General features: G+C 73.3%; 17 protein-coding genes. 10 read left to right on the top strand and 7 right to left on the bottom strand.

Going from position 1 to position 24,415, the window contains the following annotated elements:
* Positions 1-96: 96 nt before the first annotated feature.
* From WME89_RS39635 to WME89_RS39645, 3 genes are all read right to left on the bottom strand, one after another.
* Positions 97-2,538: a GH36-type glycosyl hydrolase domain-containing protein gene (locus WME89_RS39635; RefSeq protein ID WP_438004779.1), complete on the bottom strand. Its 2,442-nt coding sequence runs from the start codon at positions 2,536-2,538 to the stop codon at positions 97-99.
* Positions 2,539-3,084: 546 nt separating this feature from the next.
* A complete protein-coding gene (locus WME89_RS39640; RefSeq protein WP_438004780.1) occupies positions 3,085-3,657 on the bottom strand; it encodes a hypothetical protein in 573 nt (190 codons plus the stop codon).
* Positions 3,658-4,330: 673 nt separating this feature from the next.
* Complete coding sequence (locus WME89_RS39645) at positions 4,331-4,810, bottom strand: OmpA family protein (RefSeq protein WP_438004781.1); 480 nt, start codon at positions 4,808-4,810, stop codon at positions 4,331-4,333.
* Between the two features lie 345 nt (positions 4,811-5,155).
* On the opposite strand from WME89_RS39645, the gene WME89_RS39650 reads away from it, so the two are divergent.
* Positions 5,156-8,011, top strand: coding sequence for an Hsp70 family protein (locus WME89_RS39650; protein ID WP_438004782.1), 2,856 nt, complete (start codon positions 5,156-5,158; stop codon positions 8,009-8,011).
* A 288-nt stretch (positions 8,012-8,299) separates the two neighbouring features.
* Here WME89_RS39650 and WME89_RS39655 read toward each other — a convergent pair whose 3' ends face one another.
* A complete protein-coding gene (locus tag WME89_RS39655) occupies positions 8,300-9,160 on the bottom strand; it encodes a hypothetical protein (protein WP_438004783.1) in 861 nt (286 codons plus the stop codon).
* A gap of 470 nt (positions 9,161-9,630) precedes the next feature.
* On the opposite strand from WME89_RS39655, the gene WME89_RS39660 reads away from it, so the two are divergent.
* Positions 9,631-12,681 carry a beta-propeller domain-containing protein gene (locus WME89_RS39660; protein WP_438004784.1) on the top strand — a complete coding sequence of 1,017 codons (3,051 nt, stop codon included), beginning with the start codon at positions 9,631-9,633 and terminating at the stop codon, positions 12,679-12,681.
* Positions 12,682-12,735: 54 nt separating this feature from the next.
* Here the strand turns inward: WME89_RS39660 and WME89_RS39665 are convergent, their stop codons facing one another.
* Positions 12,736-12,996 carry a hypothetical protein gene (locus WME89_RS39665; protein ID WP_437659429.1) on the bottom strand — a complete coding sequence of 87 codons (261 nt, stop codon included), beginning with the start codon at positions 12,994-12,996 and terminating at the stop codon, positions 12,736-12,738.
* Positions 12,993-13,634, bottom strand: a complete 642-nt coding sequence (locus WME89_RS39670; protein WP_438004785.1) for an RNA polymerase sigma factor — start codon at positions 13,632-13,634, stop codon at positions 12,993-12,995. Before WME89_RS39670 ends, WME89_RS39665 begins: the two co-directional genes overlap by 4 nt.
* Before the next feature lie 143 nt (positions 13,635-13,777).
* Here WME89_RS39670 and WME89_RS39675 point away from each other — a divergent pair, with 143 nt between their 5' ends.
* From WME89_RS39675 to WME89_RS39700, 6 genes are all read left to right on the top strand, one after another.
* Positions 13,778-14,200 (top strand): hypothetical protein, encoded by a 423-nt coding sequence (locus WME89_RS39675; protein WP_438004786.1) that lies wholly within the window; start codon positions 13,778-13,780, stop codon positions 14,198-14,200.
* A 79-nt stretch (positions 14,201-14,279) separates the two neighbouring features.
* Complete coding sequence (locus tag WME89_RS39680) at positions 14,280-14,798, top strand: hypothetical protein (protein ID WP_438004787.1); 519 nt, start codon at positions 14,280-14,282, stop codon at positions 14,796-14,798.
* Between the two features lie 261 nt (positions 14,799-15,059).
* The gene (grxD, locus tag WME89_RS39685) at positions 15,060-15,983 is read left to right on the top strand and encodes a Grx4 family monothiol glutaredoxin (protein WP_438004788.1); all 924 of its coding nucleotides are present in this window, start codon (positions 15,060-15,062) and stop codon (positions 15,981-15,983) included.
* Between the two features lie 131 nt (positions 15,984-16,114).
* Positions 16,115-17,512: a sigma 54-interacting transcriptional regulator gene (locus WME89_RS39690; protein WP_438004789.1), complete on the top strand. Its 1,398-nt coding sequence runs from the start codon at positions 16,115-16,117 to the stop codon at positions 17,510-17,512.
* Positions 17,513-17,752: 240 nt separating this feature from the next.
* On the top strand, positions 17,753-18,244 hold the full coding sequence (rraA, locus tag WME89_RS39695; RefSeq protein WP_438004790.1) for a ribonuclease E activity regulator RraA: 492 nt from the start codon (positions 17,753-17,755) through the stop codon (positions 18,242-18,244).
* 212 nt (positions 18,245-18,456) lie between these two features.
* Positions 18,457-18,705: a hypothetical protein gene (locus WME89_RS39700; protein WP_020739535.1), complete on the top strand. Its 249-nt coding sequence runs from the start codon at positions 18,457-18,459 to the stop codon at positions 18,703-18,705.
* A gap of 174 nt (positions 18,706-18,879) precedes the next feature.
* Here WME89_RS39700 and WME89_RS39705 read toward each other — a convergent pair whose 3' ends face one another.
* Positions 18,880-20,739, bottom strand: a complete 1,860-nt coding sequence (locus tag WME89_RS39705) for a hypothetical protein (RefSeq protein WP_438004791.1) — start codon at positions 20,737-20,739, stop codon at positions 18,880-18,882.
* Between the two features lie 100 nt (positions 20,740-20,839).
* Here WME89_RS39705 and WME89_RS39710 point away from each other — a divergent pair, with 100 nt between their 5' ends.
* Together WME89_RS39710 and WME89_RS39715 are read left to right on the top strand one after the other, a co-directional pair.
* Entirely contained in the window at positions 20,840-21,895 is a 1,056-nt protein-coding gene (locus WME89_RS39710; RefSeq protein WP_438004792.1) for a hypothetical protein, read from the top strand.
* Positions 21,896-22,081: 186 nt separating this feature from the next.
* Entirely contained in the window at positions 22,082-24,115 is a 2,034-nt protein-coding gene (locus WME89_RS39715; RefSeq protein WP_438004793.1) for a hypothetical protein, read from the top strand.
* Positions 24,116-24,415 lie beyond the last annotated feature (300 nt).

Here is a 24,415-nt window from a genome sequence, read left to right on the forward strand (position 1 = left end):
GAGACGACCGAGCCGCCGCGCGGCTCACCTGCGCAGTTTGCGGGGATGGGGGGCGCGCGCGCCGGCCGGCGCCAGCGCGCGCGGACAGGGGGCCGTTCAGCCCATCTCGACTTCGACGCGCACCGTCTTGCCGGCGGGGGACAGCGGGATGACGTTGCCCGCGACGGGCTTGCCGTCCACGGTCAGCTTCTTCACGCCCTTGCACACCCCCGAGTTCTTGACGCTGATCTCGTAGCTGGCGCCGCGGAAGCGGCGGGAGATGGAGAAGCTCTTCCAGTCCTTGGGGACGCAGGGGTCGAGCTTCAGGCCGTCGTACTGGGGCTGCACGCCCAGGATCCCCTGGCTGACGGACACGAAGGTCCAGGCCGCGGTGCCGGTGAGCCAGGCGTTCTTGGCCTCGCCGAAGACCGGGGCGTCCTTGCCCGCGATCATCTGCGCATAGACGTAGGGCTCGGCCCGGTACGTCTCGATCTGGCTCTCCTTGGCCGAGGGGCAGATGGAGAGATAGTACTCGAGCGCGCGCTCGCCCTCGCCCAGCAGACACCAGCCCAGGTGGATCCAGGTGTTGTTGTGGCAGAAGATACCCGCGTTCTCCTTCACGCCCGGCGGGTACGAGGTGACCTCCCCGAGCTCGAGGTGGTAGGTCGAGTACGCCGGCTGCTGCAGCACGATGCCGTTCTTCGTGTAGAGGTGCTTGTGCACGCTCTCCATCGCCTGCTTCGCGCGGCCGTTGTCCGCGCCGGCGCCGCCGAGCACGCACCAGCCCTGGCTCTCGATGAAGATCTTGCCCTCCTCGTTCTCCTTGCTGCCGACCGGCCGGCTCTCGGCGTCGTAGGCGCGGCGGTACCACTCGCCGTCCCAGGCCTCCTTCTCGACCACGGCCAGCATGTCCGCGTAGTGCGCGCGCATGCGGTCCGCGTCGGACTTCTGGCCCATCCAGTCGTACAGGGCGGCCATCTCGCGGCTGGCGTAGAGGAAGAGGCCGGCGATCATCACGGACTCTGCCTTCGAGTCCTTCACGTCGCCCGCGGTCTGGAAGCTCTCGTTGGGCTCGGTGCTGAAGCAGTTCAGGTTCAGGCAGTCGTTCCAGTCCGCGTGGCCGATGAGCGGCAGGCCGTGCGGGCCCCGCTTCTTCATCGTGTAGGCGATGGACGTCTCCAGGTGGTGCAGGAGGTCCTCCTTGGAGCCCTGCTTGTCGGCGTAGCCCACCGCCGCCTTGAGGATGTCCTTGTCGCCGGTCTCCTTGATGTACGCGCACGTGGAGAGGATGAGCCACAGGTGATCGTCGTAGAAGTCGCCGCCGATGTCGGCGTTCCCCTTCTTCGTCAGCGGCTGGTACTGGTGGTAGCAGGTGCCGTCGCTGAGCTGGGTGGCGGCGATGTCGAGGATGCGCTGGCGGGCGCGCTCGGGGATGAGGTGCACGAAGCCAAGGAGATCCTGGTTCGAGTCGCGGAAGCCCATGCCGCGGCCGATGCCGGTCTCGTACATGCTGGCCGACCGCGAGAGGTTGAAGGTGGCCATGCACTGGTACTGGTTCCAGGTGTTGAGCATGCGCCGCGCGTGCTCGTCCGGGCAGTCGGCCTGGAAGTTCGAGAGGATCCCGGCCCAGTCCTCCTTCAGCTGCGCGAACGCCCCGTCCACGGCGCCGGGCGCGGAGTACTTGGCCAGGATCTCCTTGCCCTTCTGCTTGTTGAGGACGAAGGGCGCCTTGAACTTGGGCAGCTCCCCCTGGTCCACGTACGAGAGCACGAAGCTCAGGGTCTCGCTCGCGCCGGGCTCGAGCGAGAGGCTCACCTGGTGGCTGCCGATCGGGTTCCAGCCGAACGCCTTGGAGTTCGTGGCCTTGCCCTTGGCCGGCACCTGGGCCTCGTGGAGGCCGTGGTGGACGCTGCCGCAGAAGGCGTCGCGGCTCGTGTCGAACCCGTCGACGGCCCGCGTGCAGGCGAAGAGCGTGTAATGGGAGCGGCGCTCGCGGAACTCGGTCTTGTGGTAGATGGCGCTCCCGTCGATCTCCACCTCGCCGATGGAGTAGGTGCGCTGGTAGTTGGTCATGTCATTGAGCGCCTCGAAGAAGCAGAACTCCTGGAAGGAGAAGAGCTGGATGTCCTTCTTCGCGCCGCTCTTGTTGGTGACCCGGGTGCGCCAGATCTCCACGTTCTCGCCGGGGACGATGAAGAAGAGCACCTCCACCTCGACGCCGTTCTTCTCGCCCGTGATCTTCGTGTAGCCGAGGCCGTGGCGGCACTCGTAGCGATCCAGGGCCGTCTTGACCGGCTTCCACATGGGGTTCCACACCACCCCGCCGTCGTTCACGTACAGATAGCGCCCGCCGACGTCCATGGGCACGTTGTTGTACCGATAGCGCGTCAGCCGGCGCAGCTTGGCGTCCTTCCAGAACGTGTAGCCGCCCGCAGTGTTGGTGCAGAGGCCGAACATCTCGTCCGAACCCAGGTAGTTGAGCCAGGGCAGCGGCGTGTCGGGCCGGGTGATGACGTACTCGCGGCTCTCGTCGTCGAAGTGGCCGTACTGATTGCTCATGGACGCGCGGTCTCCGTGGGTTCGGTGAAGTCGAAAGCTGGGTCGAAAGCGAAGAGCTTCTTCCCATCAACGGCAGAAAAAAACCCAGCGGCAGAGCTGCCCCGGGTTGGATGAGCCGATGATTGTTGGGTCTGGGGCCTCCGAGCGAGAAGCTCAGAGGGCCGGCACTCTAGATCCCCGCCCCGCTGCTTGTCAACGGGGCCCGCGGGCGCGTAGGTCGGCGTTTTTCTGGGCGAAATGCGTCACTTCGCTCGGTCGCACTCCCGTGACACCCCATGGCGTGGCCGGTGTGTGGCAGACAACGAAAGCTACAGCGTGACGCGAATTTTACACGACCCTGTGGGCGCGGCATGGCGCGGCGCGGCGTGCGGGCGCGCGTGGCCCTCGGGTGCAGGATGTGCCGGTGGCCCGGCCTTCGCAGCATCGGAGACGGGCACGCGGTCTCCGCAGGACCAAGAGGCGGGCGTGCGGTCTTCGCGCCAGAGACTGGCGTGCGGTCTTCAGGCGCGATGCGCCCGGGGGACGGTGCCTGTCGTGGGCGCGTCGCTACCGATCGTCGTCGTCGAGCACCAGCCTGCCGATGGCGACCTGGCGCTGCGTGGTCGGATAGTAGGTCGTGGTGGTGGCCGTGCTCCAGGTGTGCCCGACGATGGTGTCGAATATGTTCGTGTAGACGCGCATCACGCCGTAGCCCGCGCCGGTGTCCCCCCGGCCGCCCGAGGACATCCTGGAGTCGGACGGGCCGTGATGAGTGCTCGTCGAGTCGACCACGCTGACCTCGTACTGGAACGTGCCCACCACGAAGGGGTTGAGCGGGAGCCTCACCCTCGGCGCCCGGCGGAGGATCGCGACGTGCCCGGTCGACGACTCGCCCGCAGGATAACGGAGGACGATGATGTCGCCGGCGCGCGCGTCCTGAAGGTCGCGGATCCTCTCGAATCCGTTCTCCTCGACGATGGCGTCATAGTACGCGGCGGCGCTCGGGCTCCGGCTGCCCAGCCAGTCGTCGAATGACGACTCGGTCCACCCATAGCTCCGCTTGAACAGCTCCGTCACGAAGGTGGCGCACTGCGTCCGGTTCACGTAACGCCGCGCGCCGGCCACGCCAGCCCAGGACACGAAGCTGGAAGTCGAGTATTCGTTGTTCTCAGGAGCGAGGTTATCAACGAGGCTCTCCGCCCACCTGAGGTGATCGGCGTCGTGCGCGGCCGCAGGCCGCGGCGCCAACCACGATAGCCCCGAAAGGACGAGACAGGCGATCCCCAACGGACAACGACGAAAGCTCGCCATGATCCACCATGTACTGCGATGAGTTGTTCGGACCGGCGCGTCGCACTCAGCGCGCGTATTCCCGTGATGTATTAACCACGATCCGGAGACATCGTTCAATAGAATTTTGCAGCACGAACGAGTTTGGGAGTCCCTTGTCCCACAGGCGCACAGACGGACAGGCATCCTCGCGCGCCGCCTACCCCGCGAGGCGACGCAAGCTGGCTGGGCGGCTGGGCACGGGCCACGGCGCGGCCGAGAGGGCGCGGGCGAAAGCGGCCCCTGCGGTCAACGTGAGCGGCGCAGCCGAAGTAACCGGCATGACCGGCGTAACCAACTTGGCGCACGTGGCGCACGTGACCGACCCGCGGGCGGCGCGGCGGAAAGCGGTCGATTTCGAGGGAGGAGCTGTGTTAACCTGGCCTGTTTGTCCCGACGCACGGGCGGCGCCAGGAGCGAGCGCAGGTGAGGTGTTGATGAGGGAAGGACGAGCGGCCGGCGGTCGGAGCGGCCCGCCGGGCGATCACTTCGTCTTGATACGGAACTCCACGCGCCGGTTCATGGCGCGGCAGCCCTCGTCGTTCGTGAAGCAGAGCGGCGCGCCGGCGCCGTACCCGGGCGCCGTCATCGGCGTCGTGACGCCGCGCTGGACGAGGTAGCGGACCACCGCGTTCGAGCGGCGCTCGGACAGCTTGATGTTGTGCTCGACCGTGCCCTGATTGTCCGTGTGCCCCTCGACCGTGAGCGCGACGATCTCCGGGTGCGTCCGCAGGATGTTCGCCACCGCGTCGAGCACCGAGAACGACTCGGGCCGGATCTCGTCCTTGTCGAGGTCGTAGAAGATCGGCCGGGCGATCTTGATGCGATCCCCCTCGATGACCGCCTCGGCGGGCGCCGCCGGCTGGACGGGCGCAGGCGGAGGCGGAGGGGGCGGCGGGGCAGCGCTCGCCGCCAACGACATCTCGGCCTTCCCCGACCCGCACCCCGCCGTAAGGACGGCCATGACCACAAGCCAGATCGCTCGGTTCGCTCGCATTTCGCGCCTCTAGCACGGGGCATCGCCCGGAAAAAGGACGCTGGCGGCGCGCCGGCACGCGCCGCCACGCGCCGCCACGCCAGCCGCGCACCGGCGGACGCCCACGAGACCCCCTGCGGCGGGGCCCGCGAGGGCCCCCCCACGGCGGCCCGCGAGGCCCCCTGCGGCGGCCCGGCGCGGGCACGGGCGCGGGGGGCGGCGCCAGGGGCGCGCTGGGGCGGCGCCAGGGGCGCGCTGGGGCGGCGCCAGGGGCGCGCTGGACCTGCGGGCGGAAGGCGCCGCGGCGATGCAGTATCGTTGCTGCGCCCACGCATGTCCGCCCCCGCGAAGAACCCGAGCCTGATCGTCGGAATCGACCTCGGCACCACGCACACGGTCGTGGCGTGGGCCGAGCGCGACGCCGAGCCCGGCGCGATCCGCGTCTTTCCGATCCCGCAGCTCGTGACCGCCACCGAGATCGAGGCGCGCCCGCTGCTGCCCTCGCTGCTCTACGCGCCCCTGCCCGGCGAGGCGCCGGCCGACCCCTTCGGCGACGCGCCCTTCGCCCTCGGCGAGCACGCGCGCCGGCGCGGCGGGGAGGTCCCCGGCCGGCTCATCGCCTCGGCCAAGAGCTGGCTCTGCCACCCCGCCGTCGACCGCACGGCGCCCATTCTACCGTGGGGCGCGGGCGACGACGCGGCCGCCCTGCCGCGCGTGTCGCCGCTCGACGCGAGCGCGCGGCTCCTCGCCCACGTGCGGCGCACCTGGGACGACGCCTTCCCGGAGCGCCCGCTCGCGGAGCAGGAGGTCGTGCTCACCGTGCCGGCCTCGTTCGACCAGGTCGCGCGCGAGCTCACCGTCGAGGCAGCCCGCCGCGCCGGACTGTCGGCGCGGCTCCTCGAGGAGCCGCAGGCCGCGTTCTACGACTTCATGCGGCTCGCGGGCGCGCAGGGCCTCGACGGCCTGCTCGCCCGCTCGGGCGGCGAGGCGATGGTCCTCGTCTGCGACGTCGGCGGCGGCACCACCGATCTGTCGCTCATCCGGGTCGCCCGGGGCGCCGGGGCCGCCGGCGCCCCCCCCGTCGAGGTCGCGCGTGTCGCCGTCGGCCACCACCTGCTGCTCGGCGGCGACAACATGGACCTCGCGCTCGCCCACCTCTGCGAGCCGCGCCTCGTGGGCGCCGGGGAGAAGCTCGACCCGGCGCGCTTCGGGCAGCTCGTGCTGGCCTGCCGCGCCGCCAAGGAGCGCCTGCTCGGCGGCGGCGCGGAGCCCGGCGCGGGCGGCCCCGCGCCGCCGGACGAGGCGCCGGTCACCGTGCTCTCGCACGGCGCGCGGCTCGTCGGCGGCGCGCTGACGACGCGCCTCGGCCGCGCGGAGGTCGAGGGCGTCGTGCTCGACGGCTTCTTCCCTGAGGCGCCGGCGGACGCGCGCCCGCAGCGCGGGCGGGGCGGGCTCGTCGCGTTCGGCCTGCCGTACGAGCGCGACGTGGCGATCACCCGGCACGTGGCCTGGTTCTTCGCGCGCCACGCCCCCGGGTCGCGCGGGCCGACAGCGCTGCTCCTGAACGGCGGCGTCTTCCGCGCGCGCCGCGTCGCCGAGCGGCTCGCGCACGCCATCGAGCGCTGGGGCGGCCCGCCGCTCGAGGTGCTGCCGTACGCCGATCCCGACCTCGCCGTGGCGCGGGGCGCGGTCGCCTACGGCCTCGCGCTCGCGGGCCGCGGCGTGCGCATCGAGGGCGGCGCGGCGCGCGGCTACTACGTCGGGCTCGAGCCGCCCGCCGGCGGGGGGCCGCGGCCCGCGGTCTGCGTCGTGCCGCGCGGCGCGAAGGAGGGCAGCGTGCACGCCGCGGCCGGGCGGACGTTCGCGCTCGTCGTGGGCCGCCCGGTCCGGTTCGACCTGTTCGCGTCGGACGACGCGCGCGCCGATCGCGCGGGCGATATCGTCCCGCTCGAGGAGGACCGGTTCGAGCCCCTGCCGCCGGTCGCGGTGGCGTTCGACGCCGGGGACGCGGCGCGCGCCGCGGCCGGCAAGCGGGCGGAGGTGCGCGTCCAGATCGAGGGGGAGCTCACCGCGATCGGCACGCTGGATCTCGCCTGCGTCGAGCTGGGCGCCCCGGCGCCGCGCCGGTTCCGGCTCGCGTTCCAGCTGCGCGAGGAAGGCCGCGGCGCGCGCGCCGGCGAGGCCGAGGGGGGCGCGCCGGGGGAGCGGGCGCCGGCGAGGCCGCACGCCGCGGCGACGCCCGGCGGCAGGCGGCTCGACGAGGCGCGGGAGGCGATCGAGCGGGTGTTCGGCAAGGGACGGCCGGACGTCGCGCCGCGGGAGGTGAAGAACCTCGTCCGCGAGCTCGAGCGCGTCCTCGGCGAGCGCGCCACCTGGACGACGGAGACCGCGCGGGCGCTGTTCGACACGCTCGCGCCGAGCGCGCGGTCGCGGCGGCGCTCGGCCGATCACGAGCGCGTCTTCTGGTCGCTGGCCGGCTACTGCCTCCGGCCTGGCTTCGGCGACGCGGGCGACCCGGCGCGCGTCGCCGCGCTCGCGCCGCTCTTCGCCGAGAAGCTCGCGTTCCCGCAGGAGGCGCGCTCCTGGCAGCAGTTCTGGATCGCGTGGCGCCGCGTGGCGGCCGGGCTCGACGAGGCGCTGCAGGTGGCGATCCGGGACCTGGCCGATCCGTTCCTGGCCCCTGCCGAGCAGCGGCTGAAGAAGCCGAAGGGGGTGAAGCCGGAGGCGCTCGACGACCTGCTCGAGCTGTGCGCGTCGCTCGAGCGCGTGCCGGCTGGCCGGCGGAGCGAGCTCGGCGCCTGGGTCCTGGAGCGCACGTGGACGGACCGCGACGCGCGGCTCTGGGCGGCGATCGGCCGCATCGGCGCGCGCGTCCCCGCCTACGCGAGCGTGCACCACGTGGTGTCGCCGGCGGCGGCCGAGCGGTGGCTCGACCACCTGCTGCGCGAGAAGTGGGAGGAGCTGCCGTCCGCCGCGCCCGCCGCGGTGCAGCTCGCGCGCCGGACCGGCGACCGGGCGCGCGACGTGTCGGACCGGACCCGCGGCGAGGTGGAGCGGCGGCTCGTCAAGGTGGGCGCGCCGGAGGCGTGGGTCAGGGCCGTGCGCGAGGTCATGGCCGTCGAGGAGGCGGAGCGCGCGGCGTTCTTCGGAGAGGGGCTGCCGGTGGGGCTGCGGCTGGTGGGAGAGTAGGGGCTGCTCCGGCGGGCGTCATGATGGCTCAGCGACGGGCTCACGGCTCCGACGCCGCCCGCTGCACGTCGGCAATGGGCCTCTGCCACGCAGGAAGCTGGGTGAGCGAACCGTCGAGTTCGATGCGCTGGCGCAGAACGGCGGGATCCTCCGAGAAGATGTCCTTGAACCGCTGAGCCGCTCGCGCCTTGTATCCGGGGCCGCGGAGAGGGTGACCGCGAGGCGCTGCTCAGGAGCCGACGACCCCGGAGGTGCCTTGACGATCACAGGCTTGCTCCGGTGACAGCCTCAGTTCCAGAAGGAGCAGACGCCATCCACACACCCGCACGCGAGCCCCGGGCTCGTGCAGTCGCAGGTCGAGATGCCCTCGCTCACGGCGGGGTTATGGCAGACCTCCCCGCCGCAGCCGCCGACGGCGCAGTCGGCGTCCGAGGCGCAGGCGTCGCCGGCGTTCCGGATGCAGCGCCCGCTGACCGGCGTCCTGTCGCCCGACGCGTCCGCGATGCACGCCTCGAGCTCTCGCGTCTCCCGCCAGCCGCACTCGCCCGACGCGCCGCGCTCGCACACCCCGTGCTCCGCGTAACACGCATATTCGTCGCGGTACTCGCACGTGGTGGCCACGGCCTCGTCCGCGCAGACCTGACCGCTGCAGCCGGTCACCACGCACGGCGCCGGCTCGCCGCCCCCGAGGCACGCCTCGAGCTCCGGCGTCTGCCGCCAGCCGCACTCGCCCGACGCGCCGCGCTCGCACACCCCGTGCTCCCCGTAGCACGCGTACTCCTCGCGGTACTCGCAGTCCGTGACGACATCCTCGCCCGCGCAGACCTGACCGCTACAGCCGGTCACCACGCACGGCGCCGGCTCGCCGCCCCCGAGGCACGCCTCGAGCTCCGGCGTCTCCCGCCAGCCGCACTCGCCCGACGCGCCGCGCTCGCACACCCCGTGCTCCCCGTAGCACGCGTACTCCTCGCGGTACTCGCACGTGGTGATCACGTCCTCGTCCGCGCAGACCTGACCGCTACAGCCGGTCACCATGCACGCCGCGGGCTCGCCGCCGGCGGATCCGCCGCCCCCAGGCCCGGGCCCGCCGTCGCCCGGGGGCTGACAGCCTTGGCCCTTGGCGCCGGTGAGCAGGGGAACGAAGACCATGAACATCCCAAGAACAAGCCGGTGACGTTTGCTGAACAGTTCCATCATCAAGCCTCCTGTCGAACGATCGACCGTGCCACCCGGCAGCCGCCGGCGCCAGGCTCGCCTGTCGCTCCATGGCGCTGTGCCCGGGCATCCCGGAGCGAACGCGACGCTCCCGACACCGCGAGCAGCTCCGGCCAGGAGCTCCGACCAGGAGAGCAAGCCGCCCCCCCACACTCCGAGAGCTCACCCCGGGATCCGGGCGTAAGGGCGGCGGAGGCGCACGGTTTGCGGGCAGGTGGCTGACCGAGGCATCCCGCTGGCTGCACACTCTGGCACAGCGAGAACGCAGACCGCGAATACCCGCGGGATTCCTGCGCGATCCGCCTGGCCTGCCGCTTGCTAGTGCGCTGGGCACGGGACTCCACGAGTGCAGCACGCACCGGCGCAGGCATGACGCCCTGTGTCTTGTCTTGAACGAGGTGACAATGACGTTCGTGTCCAGATCTCACGCCAGCTGGCTCGTCCTCGCGGCGGCAGCGGTATCGGCCGGGCTCACCGGCTGCCAGGTAAACACCTCGACGGGGCCTTCACCTGAAGAGACCACGCCGACCGACTTCGTCTCCGGCAACCCGAATGGCCCCGGCGGAAGAGACGTGAACGAAGGGTCCGACGGCGAAGGTACGGGCGCCGGCGCCGGCGGCGGCGCCGCGGCGCCCGACGACGACGGAGGAGGCGACGGCGAAGCCGAGCGCGCGATCACCGAGGCCGACATCATCCAGGTCAAGGACGGCAAGCTCTACGCGCTCTCGCAGTACTCGGGGCTCAGCATCATCGACATCTCGCGGCGCGACAGGCTGAGGCTCGTCGGGCAATACCAGGCGAGCGGGATCCCCTTCGAGATGTACCTGCGGGACGGGGTCGTCTACGCGATGTTCTCGGCGTGGGAGCAATACATCCTCGACGACGCGACCGGCAGTTACTCCTCCGTGCAGACGAGCCGCATCGAGGCGCTCGACGTCTCCGACCCGACGGACATCCGGCCGATCGGGTCGTTCGACCTGCCGGGCAGCATCTCCGACTCTCGCATCGTCGGCGACGTGCTCTACGCGGTCACGTTCGAGAACGGCTATTGCTGGGGGTGCTCAAGCTCGCCGAACACAACCGTCACCTCCCTGTCCGTCGGCGACCCCGCCGACATCGACGTCGTCGATCAGCTGACCTACGGCGACGAGGACCCTTACGGCTACGGGTGGCGCCGCAGCGTGAGCGTCACCGCGGATCGCATGTACGTCGCCGGCATCGAGTGGGACGGCACCGACGAGGGACACTCCACCATCCAGATCATCGACATCTCCGACCCCGGCGGCGCCCTCGTCGAGGGCGCGACCGTCGAGGCCACCGGCCAGATCGAGAGCCGCTGGCAGATGGACGAGCACGAGGGCGTCCTCCGCGTCATCAGCCAGCCCGGCCTCTGGTGGAACAACGAGGCGAGGCCCGGCGTCCAGACCTTCTCCGTCGCTTCCTCGGAGGAGATCACGCCCCTCGGCTACACCGAGCTCACCCTGCCCCGGCCCGAGACGCTGCGCTCCGTCCGCTTCGACGGCGACCGCGCCTACGCGATCACGGCCGAGCAGACCGACCCGCTGTTCACCATCGACCTCAGCGACCCGGAGCACCCCGCCCAGCTCGGCGAGCTCGAGATGCCCGGCTGGGTCTACCACATGGAGCCGCGCGGCAACCGCCTGCTCGCGCTCGGGTTCGACAACGCCTCCACCGAGGGCGCGCTCCACGTCTCGCTCTTCGACGTCTCCGATCTCGCGAACCCGACGATGCTGGAGCGCGTCCACTTCGGCGGCTCGTGGGGGAGCTTCGCCGAGGACCAGGACCGGATCCACAAGGCCTTCACCATCCTCGACGACCTCGGCACGATCCTCGTGCCCTACAGCGGCTGGAACTTCAACGGCGACACGGACGGCTGCGGCTCGTACGCGAGCGGCATCCAGCTCATCGACTTCACGGCCGACACGCTCACGAAGCGCGGCTCCGCCCCCGCGCGCGGCCAGGCCCGCCGCGCCTTCGTCCACGACGACCGGCTCTTCGCCGTCTCCGACGAGGAGGTCGGGACGTTCAACATCGATGACCGCGACGCCCCTGTCCAGGTCGCCGACCTCACCCTCGCGACGATCGTCCAGAACGCGGTCACCACCGGCGACCTCGTGGTCCGCCTGAGCGCGGACTGGTGGACGAGCGGCGCGCAGATCGAGGTCGTCCCCGCCGCGGATCCGGGCCGCGCCGAGCCGCTCGGCAAGCTCGACCTCGCGGAGCTGTCCACCGGGTCGGAGAACGGCTGCTACGGCTCCGGCCTCGCCGGCGCGAGCATCTTCGCGCACGGGCAGTACGCCTACCTGCTCTGGTCCTCGTATTCTGCGGACTGGACGTCGCAGACGCAGCTCGCCGTGATCGACCTCAGGAACCCCGCAGCTCCCCGCGTCGCGAGCCAGCGCGTCCTGCCGTTCCGCGGCGACGGGCTCTCCTACCTGGGGTACTACGGCAATGTCGTCCAGACGGGCTACTCCGTGGTCCAGGCCGGGAGCACCCTCGTCGTCCGTAACGTCACCGACGGCTACTACTACTACGACGAGGGCGGCGACGCCGGGGCGCCCCCGCCTTCCGAGGCGACGCTGGAGATCATCGACCTCTCCGATCCGTCGAGCCCGGCGCACCGCTCGGTGGCGCTGCCCGAGGGCGCTGGTTACACCGGCCTGCAGATCGACGGCACCACCGTGCTGACCTCGCACTGGGTGCCGCTGCCCGACGATCCCTCCAAGGCGCGCTTCTACATCGACCGCATCGACGTGGCCGACCCGTCGTCGCCGGTCGTGCGGGCGCCGGTCAACGTGCCCGGCTCGCTGCTCGCCTTCGACCGCGCGTCCGGCCGCGCGCTCACGATGGATTACCAGACGGTCGAGTTCGAGGCGGCGGACTACGTCGCGTGCTACGGCGCCTTCGCGCGGGCCGATTTCCAGCCGCACAACCAGGAGACCTGGGAGGGGCCCGGCCTCTGCCGAGGCACGAGCTACACGCTCAAGCTGGTCGACGTCGGCGCCGAGACGGCGCGCCTCCGCGACGAGAGCCCGCTCGACGACGACAGGTCGATCTCGCAGGTGTTCGTCGGCGATGACCGCGTCTTCATGTACACCTACGGGAACTACTATTACGCGGACGACGGCGGCACCTCGGATCGCTCCGGGATCCTCGTGGCCAGCGGGCTGGAGGCGGGCAGCATCGAGACCGCCACGCGGGCGAGCGCGGAGATCGGCTTCGGCGGGCCGCTCCTCGCGGACGGGACGCGCCTCATCCTCTCCAGCTACAGCCCGCCGTCGATCGCCGTCCTCGATGCGGCAGACCTCGACGAGCTGACGTACGAAACGAAGGGCGAGCTCTCGACGTACACCTACCAGGTGACGGTCTCCGGCGACCGCGCCCTCTGCTCGCTCGGGCACCACGGGCTCGAGGTCGTCGACCTCGGGGACTGATCGTCCGCCGCGCCTTCGCTGCCCATCGCGGGCAGCGGAGGCGCCGCCCGGCCCCTACCCTCCCCCGTAGATCTGCCCGATCTTCTGCACCGAATCCCACACGTACACCGCGCCCGAGCTCAGCAGCAGGCCCGGCAGGAGCACCGCCGCCCAGGCGGGCGAGGGTCGCGCGAGCGGCGCCGGGCGCTCCGCCCCCTCCGCGAGCGCGGCGCGGGCGCGGCGCCTCACCGCGTCGGCCACCGCCGGGTCGAGCGGGACGGCCGGCAGCTCGGCGAGGCCTCTCGCCAGCGGATCCTCTCCTGAGAACGGCTTCATCGAGAACCTCCGCGCGCGCGTCGATCGGCGGCGTCCGCGGCGGAGATCGGGGGCGTCGATCCCGTCCGGGGCCGCTCAGCATTTCGCTTTTCCAGGCAGGCCGCAAGCTCGGCGCGGGCGCGCGACAGCCGCTTGCGCGCGGCTTCCTCGCGGACGCCGAGGACCTTCGCCACCTGCGCCGCCTCGAGCCCCTCGACGGCGCCGAGGAGCAGCACCTCGCGGTGCCCGGCCGCGAGGCTGCGGAGCGCCCCCTCGAGCGCCGCCACCTCGGCGCGGGCGTCCGCCGCGGCCTCGGGCCCGGGCGCGGCCGGCGCGGGCTCGCGGGAGAACAGCGCGGCGCGCGCCAGATCGAGCACGGCGGAGCGGCGGTGGCTCCGGTAGCGGTTCCTCGCGATCGTGAACAGCCACGCGGCGAGATCGGTGTCCTCGGCCAGCCGGTCGGCGTGGCGCGCGACAGCGAGCCAGGTGTCCTGGAACAGGTCCTCGGCGACGTCCCGGCGGCCCGCGAGGCGCACGAGGAAGCTGAAGATCCGGGGGTGGTAGCGCGCGTAGAGCTCGTCGAAGGCGCGCGGGTCGCGGCGCCGCAGGCGCGCCGCGAGCTCGGCGTCGGACGGAGCAGCTGCGCCTCCCCTCTCCACGCCGCCATAACGCGCGAGCGCGCCGGGCGTGACAAGGAACTTTCTCGGTCACGCCGCCGCCGGCGCCGCGTTGAGGGGTGTGCAGGCCGGCGCGGACGGCGACGGCGGCTCACCAACGCAGGGAGAGGAGCGGGAGGCGACCGATGTTCGAATTCTTCGTCGAGGGCGGCTGGGGGATGTGGCCCATCCTGGTCTTCGGGATGGTCACTGTCGGCGCGGGGGTCCAGTTCGCGCGGCGGCCGGAGCCCGGCAAGCTCAGGTTCATCGCGGCCATGGGGTTGACCACGCTGGCGGCGACGATCCACGCGACATGGATCGCGCTCGGCGCTGTGTTCGGTTACCTGGAAGACCCGGCGCGGGTGCCGGACGCCGAGCTCGCGCGGGTGCTGATCGTGGGGTTGAAGGAGAGCACGCGGCCCGGCTCGTTCGGAGGGCTGCTGCTCGTGCTCGCGTGTCTGCTCTCGGCCGTGGGCGTCCTGCGCGCCGGGCGGGCGCCGGCAGGGGGCGGTCGCGCGCTCCACGGCGAGCCGCGCGAGCCGCGCAAGCCGCGCGACGCGCCCCCCTGAGGGCCCGCGCCGCGCGCGTTCCCGGGGCCGCGCTGCGCCGGCGCTTGGCGCCGGCTCCCGGGTGCGGCACACAAGGACCATGGGCAGAGCCGAGCTCGGGCAGCTGATCGACCGCGAAGACCTCGACGCCTCGGACGGCGCGCGAGGCCGCCTCTCGATCGCCGTCCCGGCGGCGTGGGCGCGCGGCGGCGCGGACATCGAGATCGCCGTGCCCGCCCGGGTCACCTGCGCGCGCTGCGACGGCGGCGGCTGCGACAGCTGCGCCCGGAGCGGCGCCCACCGCGCCCCGGCGGAGGTCGCCGCGAGGACGCTGCGGCTCCGGCTGCCCCCCGATCTCAACGACTGCGTGACGCTCCGCCTGGTGCGCCCCTTCGGAGAGCACGCCCCGCTCGATCAGCTGCTCGTCGACGTCCGCGCGGACAGCGCCGCGTCGCCGGGCGTGCGCTGCGTCGCGCCGCCGCCCTCGGACGCGCTCGCGCGCCCCTCGAGCGCGAGCGGCGGGCGCGCGCGCGCGCTCGGCGCGAAGCTCAGCACGCCCGCCGTGCTCGCGACCCTCGCCGCGATCGCGGCGCTCGTGGGGCTCCTGTTCGGCCGCTGAGCGCGCTGCGCAGCCACCTCGTTGCGCCGCGCTGGCGCCTCATCCGCAAGGCGGCTCATCCGCAGGGCGCCTCGCCGTCCGCGGCGCGCTCCGTCCGCCGCCCGCGCCGAGCGCCGCGGCACCGGCGAGACGCCCGCGGCAGACGCAAGCGCTGCGGGCCGCGGGGCCTCGCTGCCGTGCGTTGCCCATGCTAGCGAGAGGCCCGCGGACGCGCGCGAAGAGTCGACCGCGGCGCCACGGCCGCGGAGGGAGAGCAAGAACATGAGCCTGAACGAGCCCATGCGGGCCAGGATCGCCACCATCATCCGCGAGAACGATGTCGTCCTGTTCATGAAGGGGACGCGGAGCATGCCGCAGTGCGGCTTCTCCGCCACGGTGGTGGGCATCCTCGATGAGCACCTGCCCGAGTACCAGACGGTGGATGTCCTGTCGGACCCGGCGCTGCGCGACGGCATCAAGGAGTTCTCGAGCTGGCCGACGATCCCGCAGCTCTACATCCGCGGCGAGTTCGTCGGCGGGTGCGACATCGTGAAGGAGCTGCACGCGACCGGGGAGCTGGTGAAGGCGCTCGGGCTCTCGCAGGGCGAGCCGCAGGCGCCGCCCTCGATCCGCGTGACCCCGGCGGCCGTCGCGGCGTTCGCGTCCGCGCGGGAGTCCGACGCCGACTTCGTGCACATCGAGATCGACCCCTCCTACAGCTACGGCCTCTACTTCGGCCCGCGGCAGGCGGGCGACGTCGAGGTCCACGCGGGCGGGGCGGTGTTCCTGCTCGACCGCGCGAGCGCGCGGCGCGCCGAGGGGCTGTCGGTCGACTTCGTCGACGGCCCCTCGGGCGGCTTCAAGCTGGAGAGCCCGAGCGAGCCGCCGAAGGTCAAGCAGCTCTCGCCCGCCGCGCTCAAGGCGCTGCTGGACAGCGGCGAGGCGCTCGAGCTCTTCGACGTCCGCACCACGCAGGAGCGCGCGATCGCGAAGATCGAGGGGGCCCGCCTCCTCGACCAGGAAGGGCAGCGGTACCTGGACACGCTCCCCAAGGAAGCGCGGATCGTCTTCCACTGCCACCACGGCGGGCGCAGCCAGGCGGCCGCGGAGCACTACCTCGCGAAGGGCTTCAGGAACCTCTACAACCTCGAAGGCGGGATCGACGCGTGGTCGCAGCGGGTCGACCCGTCGGTGCCGCGGTACTGACGAGACTCAGCCGCGCGGCGCTCACGACGACGAGCGCGCCGGCGTCGCACCTCACCTGAATCTTCCAGCCGCACCTCGACGAGCTCCTCGGGTCCCTTCAGGGCTGCCGCGGGATCGGGTATGCGTACGGTGTGGTTGCTGACGCTCAATCGACGATCAGGGCGCGCGACGCGGCGAACGTGCCGCCGGAGACCGCGGTGCCTGGCGTCGTGGTCATCTTCACCCGCGGACAGCCTGCCTGCGCGCCGATCCCGCTCGGGAGCGGCGCGATCGAGCTCGGGCGCGCGCCGGGGGACGACATGGTGGTCGTCGAGGACGACCAGGTGTCGCGCCGTCACGCCCGCATCTCCCTCTCGGGTCAGGGGATCGAGATCGCCGATCTCGGCAGCAGGAACGGCACCTTCGTCGACGGCAAGCAGATCGAGAGCCGAGTCTTCCCGTCGCTCCCGCGCGTGCTCCGGCTCGGGAGCACGCTGCTGCGCTTCGCCGCGGACATCGCGCCGTTCCAGCGGGGCGGCGTGCTGCAGCACGAGGACGGGCTTGTCGGCCCCACGCTCCGGGAGGCCCGCGAGAAGGTCGCTCGCGCGGGGATGCGCGGCGACACGCTGCTGCTCACCGGGCCGAGCGGCTCGGGCAAGGAGCTCGCGGCGCGCGCCTTCCACGCGGCGACCGGGCAGAGCGGCCCCTTCGTGGCCGTGAACTGCGCCGCCATCCCGGAGGGCCTCGCGGAGCGGCTGTTCTTCGGCGCGCGGCGCGGGGCGTACTCGGACGCGAACGCCGACGCCGAGGGCTACGCGCAGGCCGCCCACGGCGGCACGCTGTTCCTCGATGAGGTCGCGGAGCTCGACGCGTCGGTCCAGCCCAAGCTGCTCCGCGTCCTCGAGACGAGGGAGGTGATCGCGCTCGGCGACACGCGCCCGCGCAAGGTGGAGTTCCGGCTCTGCGCGGCCACCTTGAGGGATCTCCAGGCCGAGGTCGCGGCGCGCCGCTTCCGCGAGGACCTTTATTACCGGATCGGCCGGCCCGAGGTGCGGATCCCGGCGCTGACGGACCGGCTCGAGGAGCTGCCCTGGCTCGTCGCGGCGGAGCTCGGGCGCGACGGCGGGCGGCTCGCGCCGAGCGTCGGGCTCCTCGAGTCCTGCGCCCTGCGCGCCTGGCCCGGCAACGTGCGGGAGCTGCTCCGCGAGGTGCGGCAGGCGGGCCTCGCGGCGCTCGAGGCAGGGCGCACCGTCGTGGAGGCGTCGGATCTCGCGCCGTCCGCGGGCCTCGACATCACGGAGGTCGCGAAGCGCACGCCGGCGCCGGTGGAGATGCGGCGGATCGCCATCGAGATGGCGCTGCGGCGCGAGCGGGGGAATGTCACGCGCGCGGCCCGCTCGCTCGGGATGCACCGCAACCAGCTGCGCCGCTGGCTCGCCCGCCACGGCGTCGACGCGGCGGCGTTCGCCGACCCGCGCGGGGGGCGCACGGGGGAGGACGACGAGCGCATCCCCTCTCCCGGGGACGCCGACCGCCGCGAGCCGTCCTGAGCGATCACGAGACGAGCGCGCAAGCGCGCGAGCGGTTGAATCCGGCGCTCGGTCCCCTAGAGTGAGCTGGCGTGAAGAAGTGAATCGGGGAATAGCCCGATGTTCTTCCTGACGCCTCGCCTCGCTGTTCGGTCCTCCATCGGGCGTCGTGCTTCCTTCGCGCGGGCGCGCGCGGGAGGGCGGAGGCGCGCGGGAGGAAACGCCGCGGGCTGTTCCGGTCAAGCATGCCAAGGAGCCTCGATGAGCTCAGAGATCAAGGTTCGAACCACGGATCTGTGCGATAAGCACCCGGACGCGATCGCCGTCGCCGATCCGATCTTCCGCGACTACGGCGGAGCGCGCCTGTTTCACGGGCGCGTCGCGACGGTCAAGGTCCACGAGGCCAACGTGCTCGTCCGCAAGGCGCTCGAGGAGCCGGGCGAAGGGCGCGTGCTGGTCGTGGACGGCGGCGGGTCGCTCCGCTGCGCGCTCCTCGGGGACAACCTCGCCGACATGGCCCATCGGAACGGCTGGGCCGGGTTGCTCGTGTACGGCTGCATCCGCGACGCGGAGGAGCTCGCCCGCATCCCGATCGGCGTGAAGGCCCTCGCGACACACCCGCGAAAGAGCGGCAAGAAGGACGTGGGGGACCGCGATGTCCCCGTGACGTTCGCCGGGATCACCTATGTTCCTGGCGGATTCGTCTATGCCGATCTCGACGGGGTCCTCTTCGCGCAGGGCCAGCTCACCTGAAGGGCTCGCGCGGCGCCGGGGCAAAAACGCGCTCGCCGAGCAATTTCGCCACACCTCGTGCGGACGCCACGCGGTGATTGCTCCAGAGATTGATGTGCTCGGCTCCGGTCCGGACGCGCGGACGTCGCGCGCTGCGTTGAAGCGCGCCGTCTGGCGCGGCGGATGCATTGGCCGACGAGCACCCAACACCTCGTAGATACGGGAGGAAAAGAATGAGCAACATCACGTCCGAGCTGAAGAGCGATCTGACCAAGAGCCTGGAGTCGCTGCAGACCTTGCGCGACGAGATCCGGGTCAGGCTCCACCTGGCCGGCATGGAGGCGAAGGACGCCTGGGGCAAGCTGGAGCCCACGCTCCTCGACGCGGAGAAGCTGGCGGAGGACGTCTCGGAGACCTCCCGGAACGCGCTGCGCGACATCCTGGAGAAGGTGAAGGAGTTCCGCTCGTCGCTGCCGTCCTGAGCGCCGAGCGCATCTCGACGTCGACAGCGCGCTGGCGGCGTTCGCCCGAGCCCCTGAGGGATCCGGTGAGCGCCGCCAGCCTGGTTTTGTGGGTTTGCCTCGAGCGCCGCCCTCCGGCCCCAGCGGCGCGGCCCAGCGACGGCGCGTCTCGCGCGGAGCGCCGGCGGCGCGCGGTCACCCCCGCAGCGCCGCCGAGGCGACGCGCGCGATGTTGCCCCACCCCGGGTCCGCCGCGCAGGCCGCGAGTCGCTCCCCCACGACGTGGGAGCGCCGGTGATCGCAGAAGCTGGGCGGCCGCGGAAAGGTGGTGAGCGGCGCGCGCAGGATCGTCTTCTCGACCTGCCCGAGCATCGCCGTGTTGTGGACGAAGCCGAGCCCGCTCTGGATGTCGGCGGGCGTGGCGCTCGGGTGCGCGCCCCAGGGCGGGACCACCGCCGCGTGCGCGGCGGCGGGCGCCTGGTTCACCGCGATCACGCCGTACCGGAGCTCGAGCAGGGCGCGCTCGAGCGCGGCGCCGACGGCGGGGTCCTCCGCGCTGATCGGGTGCGCCACGATCGACGCGCCCAGCGTGCCCCGGAGCCGGTCGTTGCAGAAGCGCGTCGCCGCTGCCAGGAACTCCACCGGATCGCTCGAGCCGACCTCGACGATGGAGAGGAGGCCGCAGCGCGGCTCGGTCGAGAACAGCGGCTCGTCGGCGTCCGAGCCGGAGAGCCCGGCGACGAGCGTCCACGGGAGCTCCCCCGGCCCGGGCTCGCCGATGCGCACGACCCCGCGCGGCAGCGGCACATCGGGCGTGCCGTCGAGGAGCTCGCGCTCGAGCGGCGCGCGCCCGGCCGTGAGCGCGGCGTACCGCGCCTCGGCGTCCGGATGGCCGGGGCGCCGCGGCGGCACGGCGGAGAGCGCGCGGTGGAGCAGCCGGAGGAGCAGCGGCCGCTGCACGAAGCCCCTGGGCAGCACGAGGACCTGCGCCGCGTGGCTGCCGGGCGAGGCGTTGCTCACGACCTGGCTCGCGAGGACCCGCGCCTGGAACCAGAGCTCGTCGCCGCCGTAGAGCCACGGCATCACGAGGACCGGGCTGACGCCGCCGAGCGTGGACGAGATCGGCCTCTGGAGCAGCCGCTCGCCGGACGCTCGCCGGAGCGCCTGCGAGGGGCCCGGCGGCCCCCAGACGAGCGCGTCGTGCGCGGCCGCCGAGCCGGTGACGTGGACCTCCCCGATCGCGGGGTGGGCCGCGAGGTAGGCGCTCACGTCCGCGCTGCCGTACACGAAGCGGAGGAGCCCGCGCGAGACGAGCGGGGCGAGGGCGCGCTCGAGGATGACGCCGAGGGGCGCGCTCCGCGGGCTCGTCGCGAGCGCCACGACCCGCCCCTCGACGAAGAGCTTGTGGAGCGCCTCCCGGAGGGGGACGCTGGCGACGTCGTCCGCGCCGAGCACCAGCGCGACGCCCCCCTCGGGGTCGCGCTGCTGGTAGAAGCGCGCCTGCTCTTCACGGACGCCGGCGCGCGTCGCTCCGGGCAGCATGAGCGCGCGCGCGCGGACAGGCCCGTGGAGCGCGGCGTCCCCGCGGCGCGCCGGGAACACCTCCACCTCGACGCGGCCGTCCGCACGCTCGCGCACCGCGCCGCGGGCGAGCCGCGGGCGGCCGCGCGCGGCGATGTCCTCGAGCGCCTCGGCGAGGAGGCGCACGTGCGAGAGCGTCGGGTACGGCCCGGCGAGCCACGCCTCGCCGCTCGCCGCCGAGCGCGGGTCGAGCCCCATCGCGGCGCACGACGCCTCGACCTGCGGGCGCGCGGCGGCGAGCAGGCCCGGGAGGAGCGAGCGGAGCAGGGAGGCCTTGTCGCGCGGCGGCATGCGCGCGAACCCGAGGGCCGCGTCGCCCAGCTCGGAGAGCGCGCGGTCGAGCTCTGCCGGGGATGTCTCCGGCCCGGGCGCAGCGCCGGGCTCGGCCGCCAGCGCGGCCGCTGTGTCGCTGGCGGCAAGGCTTCCGGGCGCGGGATCGGCGGCGGCGGTGACGACATCGGGGACAGGCGGCATCGGGCGGGAGACTACAAGCTGGAGATCGCGCGCGCGAGCACGGCGAGGTTCGCGGCGCGCGTGTAGCCGGCCTGCTCGGGATTCGGTAGAGTCCACCGCCATGGATTGCGCTTTCAGCACGGGTCGGGGCTCCGCGAGCGCGCCCGCCTCCTGGATGGCTCCCCGCTCGGCAGCTTGCGGCGTCCTTCTCGGCCTCGGCGCGCTCCTCTTCGCGCCGGCGTCGGCCGCGCAACAGCCCGCGCAGCCGCTCCCGCAAGGCCAGGGACAGCCCGGCGGAGGTGCCCCGCCGCAGACCGGGTATCCCCAGCAGCAGGGGTATCCCCAGCAGCAGGGGTATCCTCAGCAGCAGGGGTACCCCCAGCAGCAGCAATATCCTCAGCAGCAGGGGTACCCCCAGCAGCAGGGGTATCCTCAGCAGCAGGGGTACCCCCAGCAGCAGCAATATCCTCAGCAGCAGGGGTACCCCCAGCAGCAGGGGTATCCTCAGCAGCAGGGGTACCCCCAGCAGCAGCAATATCCTCAGCAAGGTTATCCTCAGCAGCAGGGCTACCCTCAGCAAGGCTATCCCCAGCAAGGCTATCCCCCGCGGCCGCCCGGCTATGAGGCGTTGCCCGACGGACCGCCGCCGCCGCCGAGGCCGCCCGAGGCCACCTGCTGCCGCTGGTCGGTCCGCTACAACGCCCTGGATCTCCTGTTCGGCAGGATGACCTTCGAGGGAGAGCTCGCCGTCGTCGGACCGCTCACCATCGGTATCACCCCGTCGTGGATCTGGGGCTCGCTCGACGACACGACGATCGATACGACCGGATACGCGCTCGCGGCTGACGTCGGTGTCTACGTGGAGGGAAAGCCGCTGCGGGGGTTCTGGGTGAAAGGGCGCTTTGGCTACGAGTCGTTCGAGGCGGTCTACACCCCCACCACGTCCGCGGCGATCACCGGGAAGCGCGACGTGAGCAGCGCCGTGCTCGGCCTCATCATCGGCAGCACGAACATCTTCGGCCGCGACGGCGGGTTCGCCATGTCTGGCGGGTTCGGGCTCGGCGTCGCGCTCGCCCCTCCGGTGAGGGTCAGGGCGGGCAACTACGAGTATCCCTTCTACGAAAAGGCGGGGAAGATCAAGCTCATGGGGTCGCTCTCGCTCGGCGTCGCTTTCTGATCACGCCCGCTGCCACCTGACCGGCAGCAGCGCGCGACGCGGCCGCCGCTCGGCGGAATCGGTGGAAGGGGAGCGCCCCCTGCCGCGCGGAACGCGGCGCGCCCGTGCCGCGCGGAACGCGGCGCCAGGAGCGCGCGCCGGCCACAGAAGTTGGCCCCGCGCGCGGCGCCGTGGGACGTCTGCACCATGCCCTCTCGCATCGCCCGCCGCCCCGGGCCGGCGCTGCTGCTCCCGTTCCTGGCGGCGCTCATGACGATCGCGTTCGCTCTTCCGGCGCACGCGTGGGTCGAGGTGCACGTCGCCGGAGACGACGTGCGGCTCGCGATCGACCGCGCCGGCGCCGCCACGGTCGAGCACAAGGTCACGCTGAAGATCTCGGGCGGGCCCCTCCGCGCCCTCGACATCCAGGGCGTCGACCCCGACGCCCAGCTCGACCAGGGCAGCTACGCCGTGCCCCTCAAGGCCGCGGAGGCGAGCTCCCTCGCTTCCGCGACGCCGGTCGAGATCGAGCTCTTGCCCCCCGACGTCCGCCCGCGCGCGGACGGCACGCTCCGCCCGCCGGCGCTGCGGGCCCGCTTCGACGGCAAGGGCCTGAGCCGCGGGGTGTTCGTGCTCTTCTTCCGCTACCGCACGGACCTCATGAAGCGGGGGCTCATCCAGAAGGACGGCCCGAGCTCCCGCGTCGCGTGGACCGGCCCCCTCTGGGACGACGGCTACGACTCGGCGCGGCTCACCGTCGAGCTCCCGGCCGCGCCCGACGAGCCCCGCATCGACGAGGCGCCCGAGGCGGGCGACGGCGCCGAGGCGCTCGCGGCGCCGATGACGCTCTCCACGCTCCGCCGCTCGCTCGACAAGGACGAGCTCGAGCTGCTCCGCCCGTACGCCCCGAAGGGCGAGCCGATCCGGTGGGCGGTCCGCGCCGACGCGCGCGCCTTCCAGCCCGCGCCCGCCGCGGCGACGCCCGCCGCCGACACGCTCGGGCGGCTGGCGGACGCCGCGGCCGCGAGCCCCGATCGCAGCCGCACCGTCTACCTCGCCGCCGGCGTGGTGCTCTTCGCGATCTACAGCGCGCTCGTCGCGCTCAAGGCGCGCGAGCACGAGCGCCTCGCGCGCGCCGCGGGCGTCGCGCCGCGGCCGCTCGTCCCGATCCCGCTCGCGCCGCGCGCCGCCCTGGCGGGGCTCGCGCTCGTCGCGGGCGTCGCGCTGGAGCTCCTGCTCAGGGACGGCACCGCGGGCGCCGCGCTCGTGGCCGCGGCGACCGCCCTCGCCGCGCACCGCACCCCCCGCCCGGAGCGCGCCGGCGGGGCGCTGCGGCGCCCTGGCAAGTGGCTCCCCGTCGCGGAGGCCGAGGCCTTCCGCGAGCCGCCGCGGGTGCGCGGCGTCTACCTCGACGTCACGACGCGCGCCGGCAAGGCGCTGCTCGTCGCGCTCCTCGCGGCGCTCGGCGGGGGCGTGTACGCCGCGGCCCGCGTCTCGCCGTACCACGCCCACCTGCTGGCGCTCGACGCGACCGCGCTGCTCGCGATCTTCTGCACTGGCCGCCTCGCCGAGCTCCCCGCCGATCCGGCGGCGCGGCCGGTCGCGTTCCTGCGCGACGTCGCGCGGCGCGTGCGGCGCTCGCTCGGGGCGCCCGCGAGCGCAGACCTCCGCGCCCCGAAGGCGACCGCGAGCGCGGCGGCCGCGCCGAAGGGCCCTGCCGGCGCCGCGGCGAAGGCGCCCGGCGCGGCGGCCAGGGCGACCGCGAGCGCGGCGGCCCGCGGCGCGGCCGCGGCCACGGAGCTCCGCGTCGTCGGCCGCCTCCGCATCCCGGACGGCAGCCCTGACGCCGACGAGCTCCGGCTCGGCCTCTCGCCGCGCGCCGCGCTCCCCGGCTTCGTCGCGATCGAGGTCGGCGTGGTCTACGCGCCCGGCGCCGGCGGCGCCATCGGTCTGCCCGAGGTGCTGCTGCGCGTCGCCCCGGGCTCGCCCTGCGAGCGCGCCGTCGAGCGGCTCGCGAGCAGCGGCCGCTCCTCGCGCGGCCGGCGCCCCGGCGAGCGCGTGCTCGCGTTCACGCCGCGGCTGCCGACCGCGCGGATGACGGCGGCCATCGCCGCCGCGCTCGTCCGCGCCGTCTCCACCCCGCCCGCGGCCGCCACGCCGACGAAGCCGCAGGGCGCCGGAGCGGCCGGAGCGACCAAGGCGCCACGCCCCGGCAAGAAGGCGATCTCCGCCGCCGCGTAGCGCGCGCGGGGTCGACGCGCCGGCGCGCCCCGGACTCCCGGGGGAGTCCCTCAACCCTGTCCGAGCAAGCTCTACAATCCACCGACGCGCGGCGCGCCGGAGCGGGGACGGAGCGGCCACCTGCGGGCTCATCCGGCGGTCGCGGCCTGCGCCCCGGCGCTGCTGCTCTCGCCGCGCGGACGCGCCCGCGCGCGCCGCGCGCCGCGGATCCGTTGTAGTCGGCGTCGAGGCGCTCGCGCCGATCGCCCCGATCGGAGCCGGCCGCATCCCCGTCTCCTAAGCGGTTGTCGCCTGCAGCGC

This window comes from Sorangium sp. So ce321, from assembly GCF_051530195.1.
Lineage (GTDB): Bacteria > Myxococcota_A > Polyangia > Polyangiales > Polyangiaceae > Sorangium.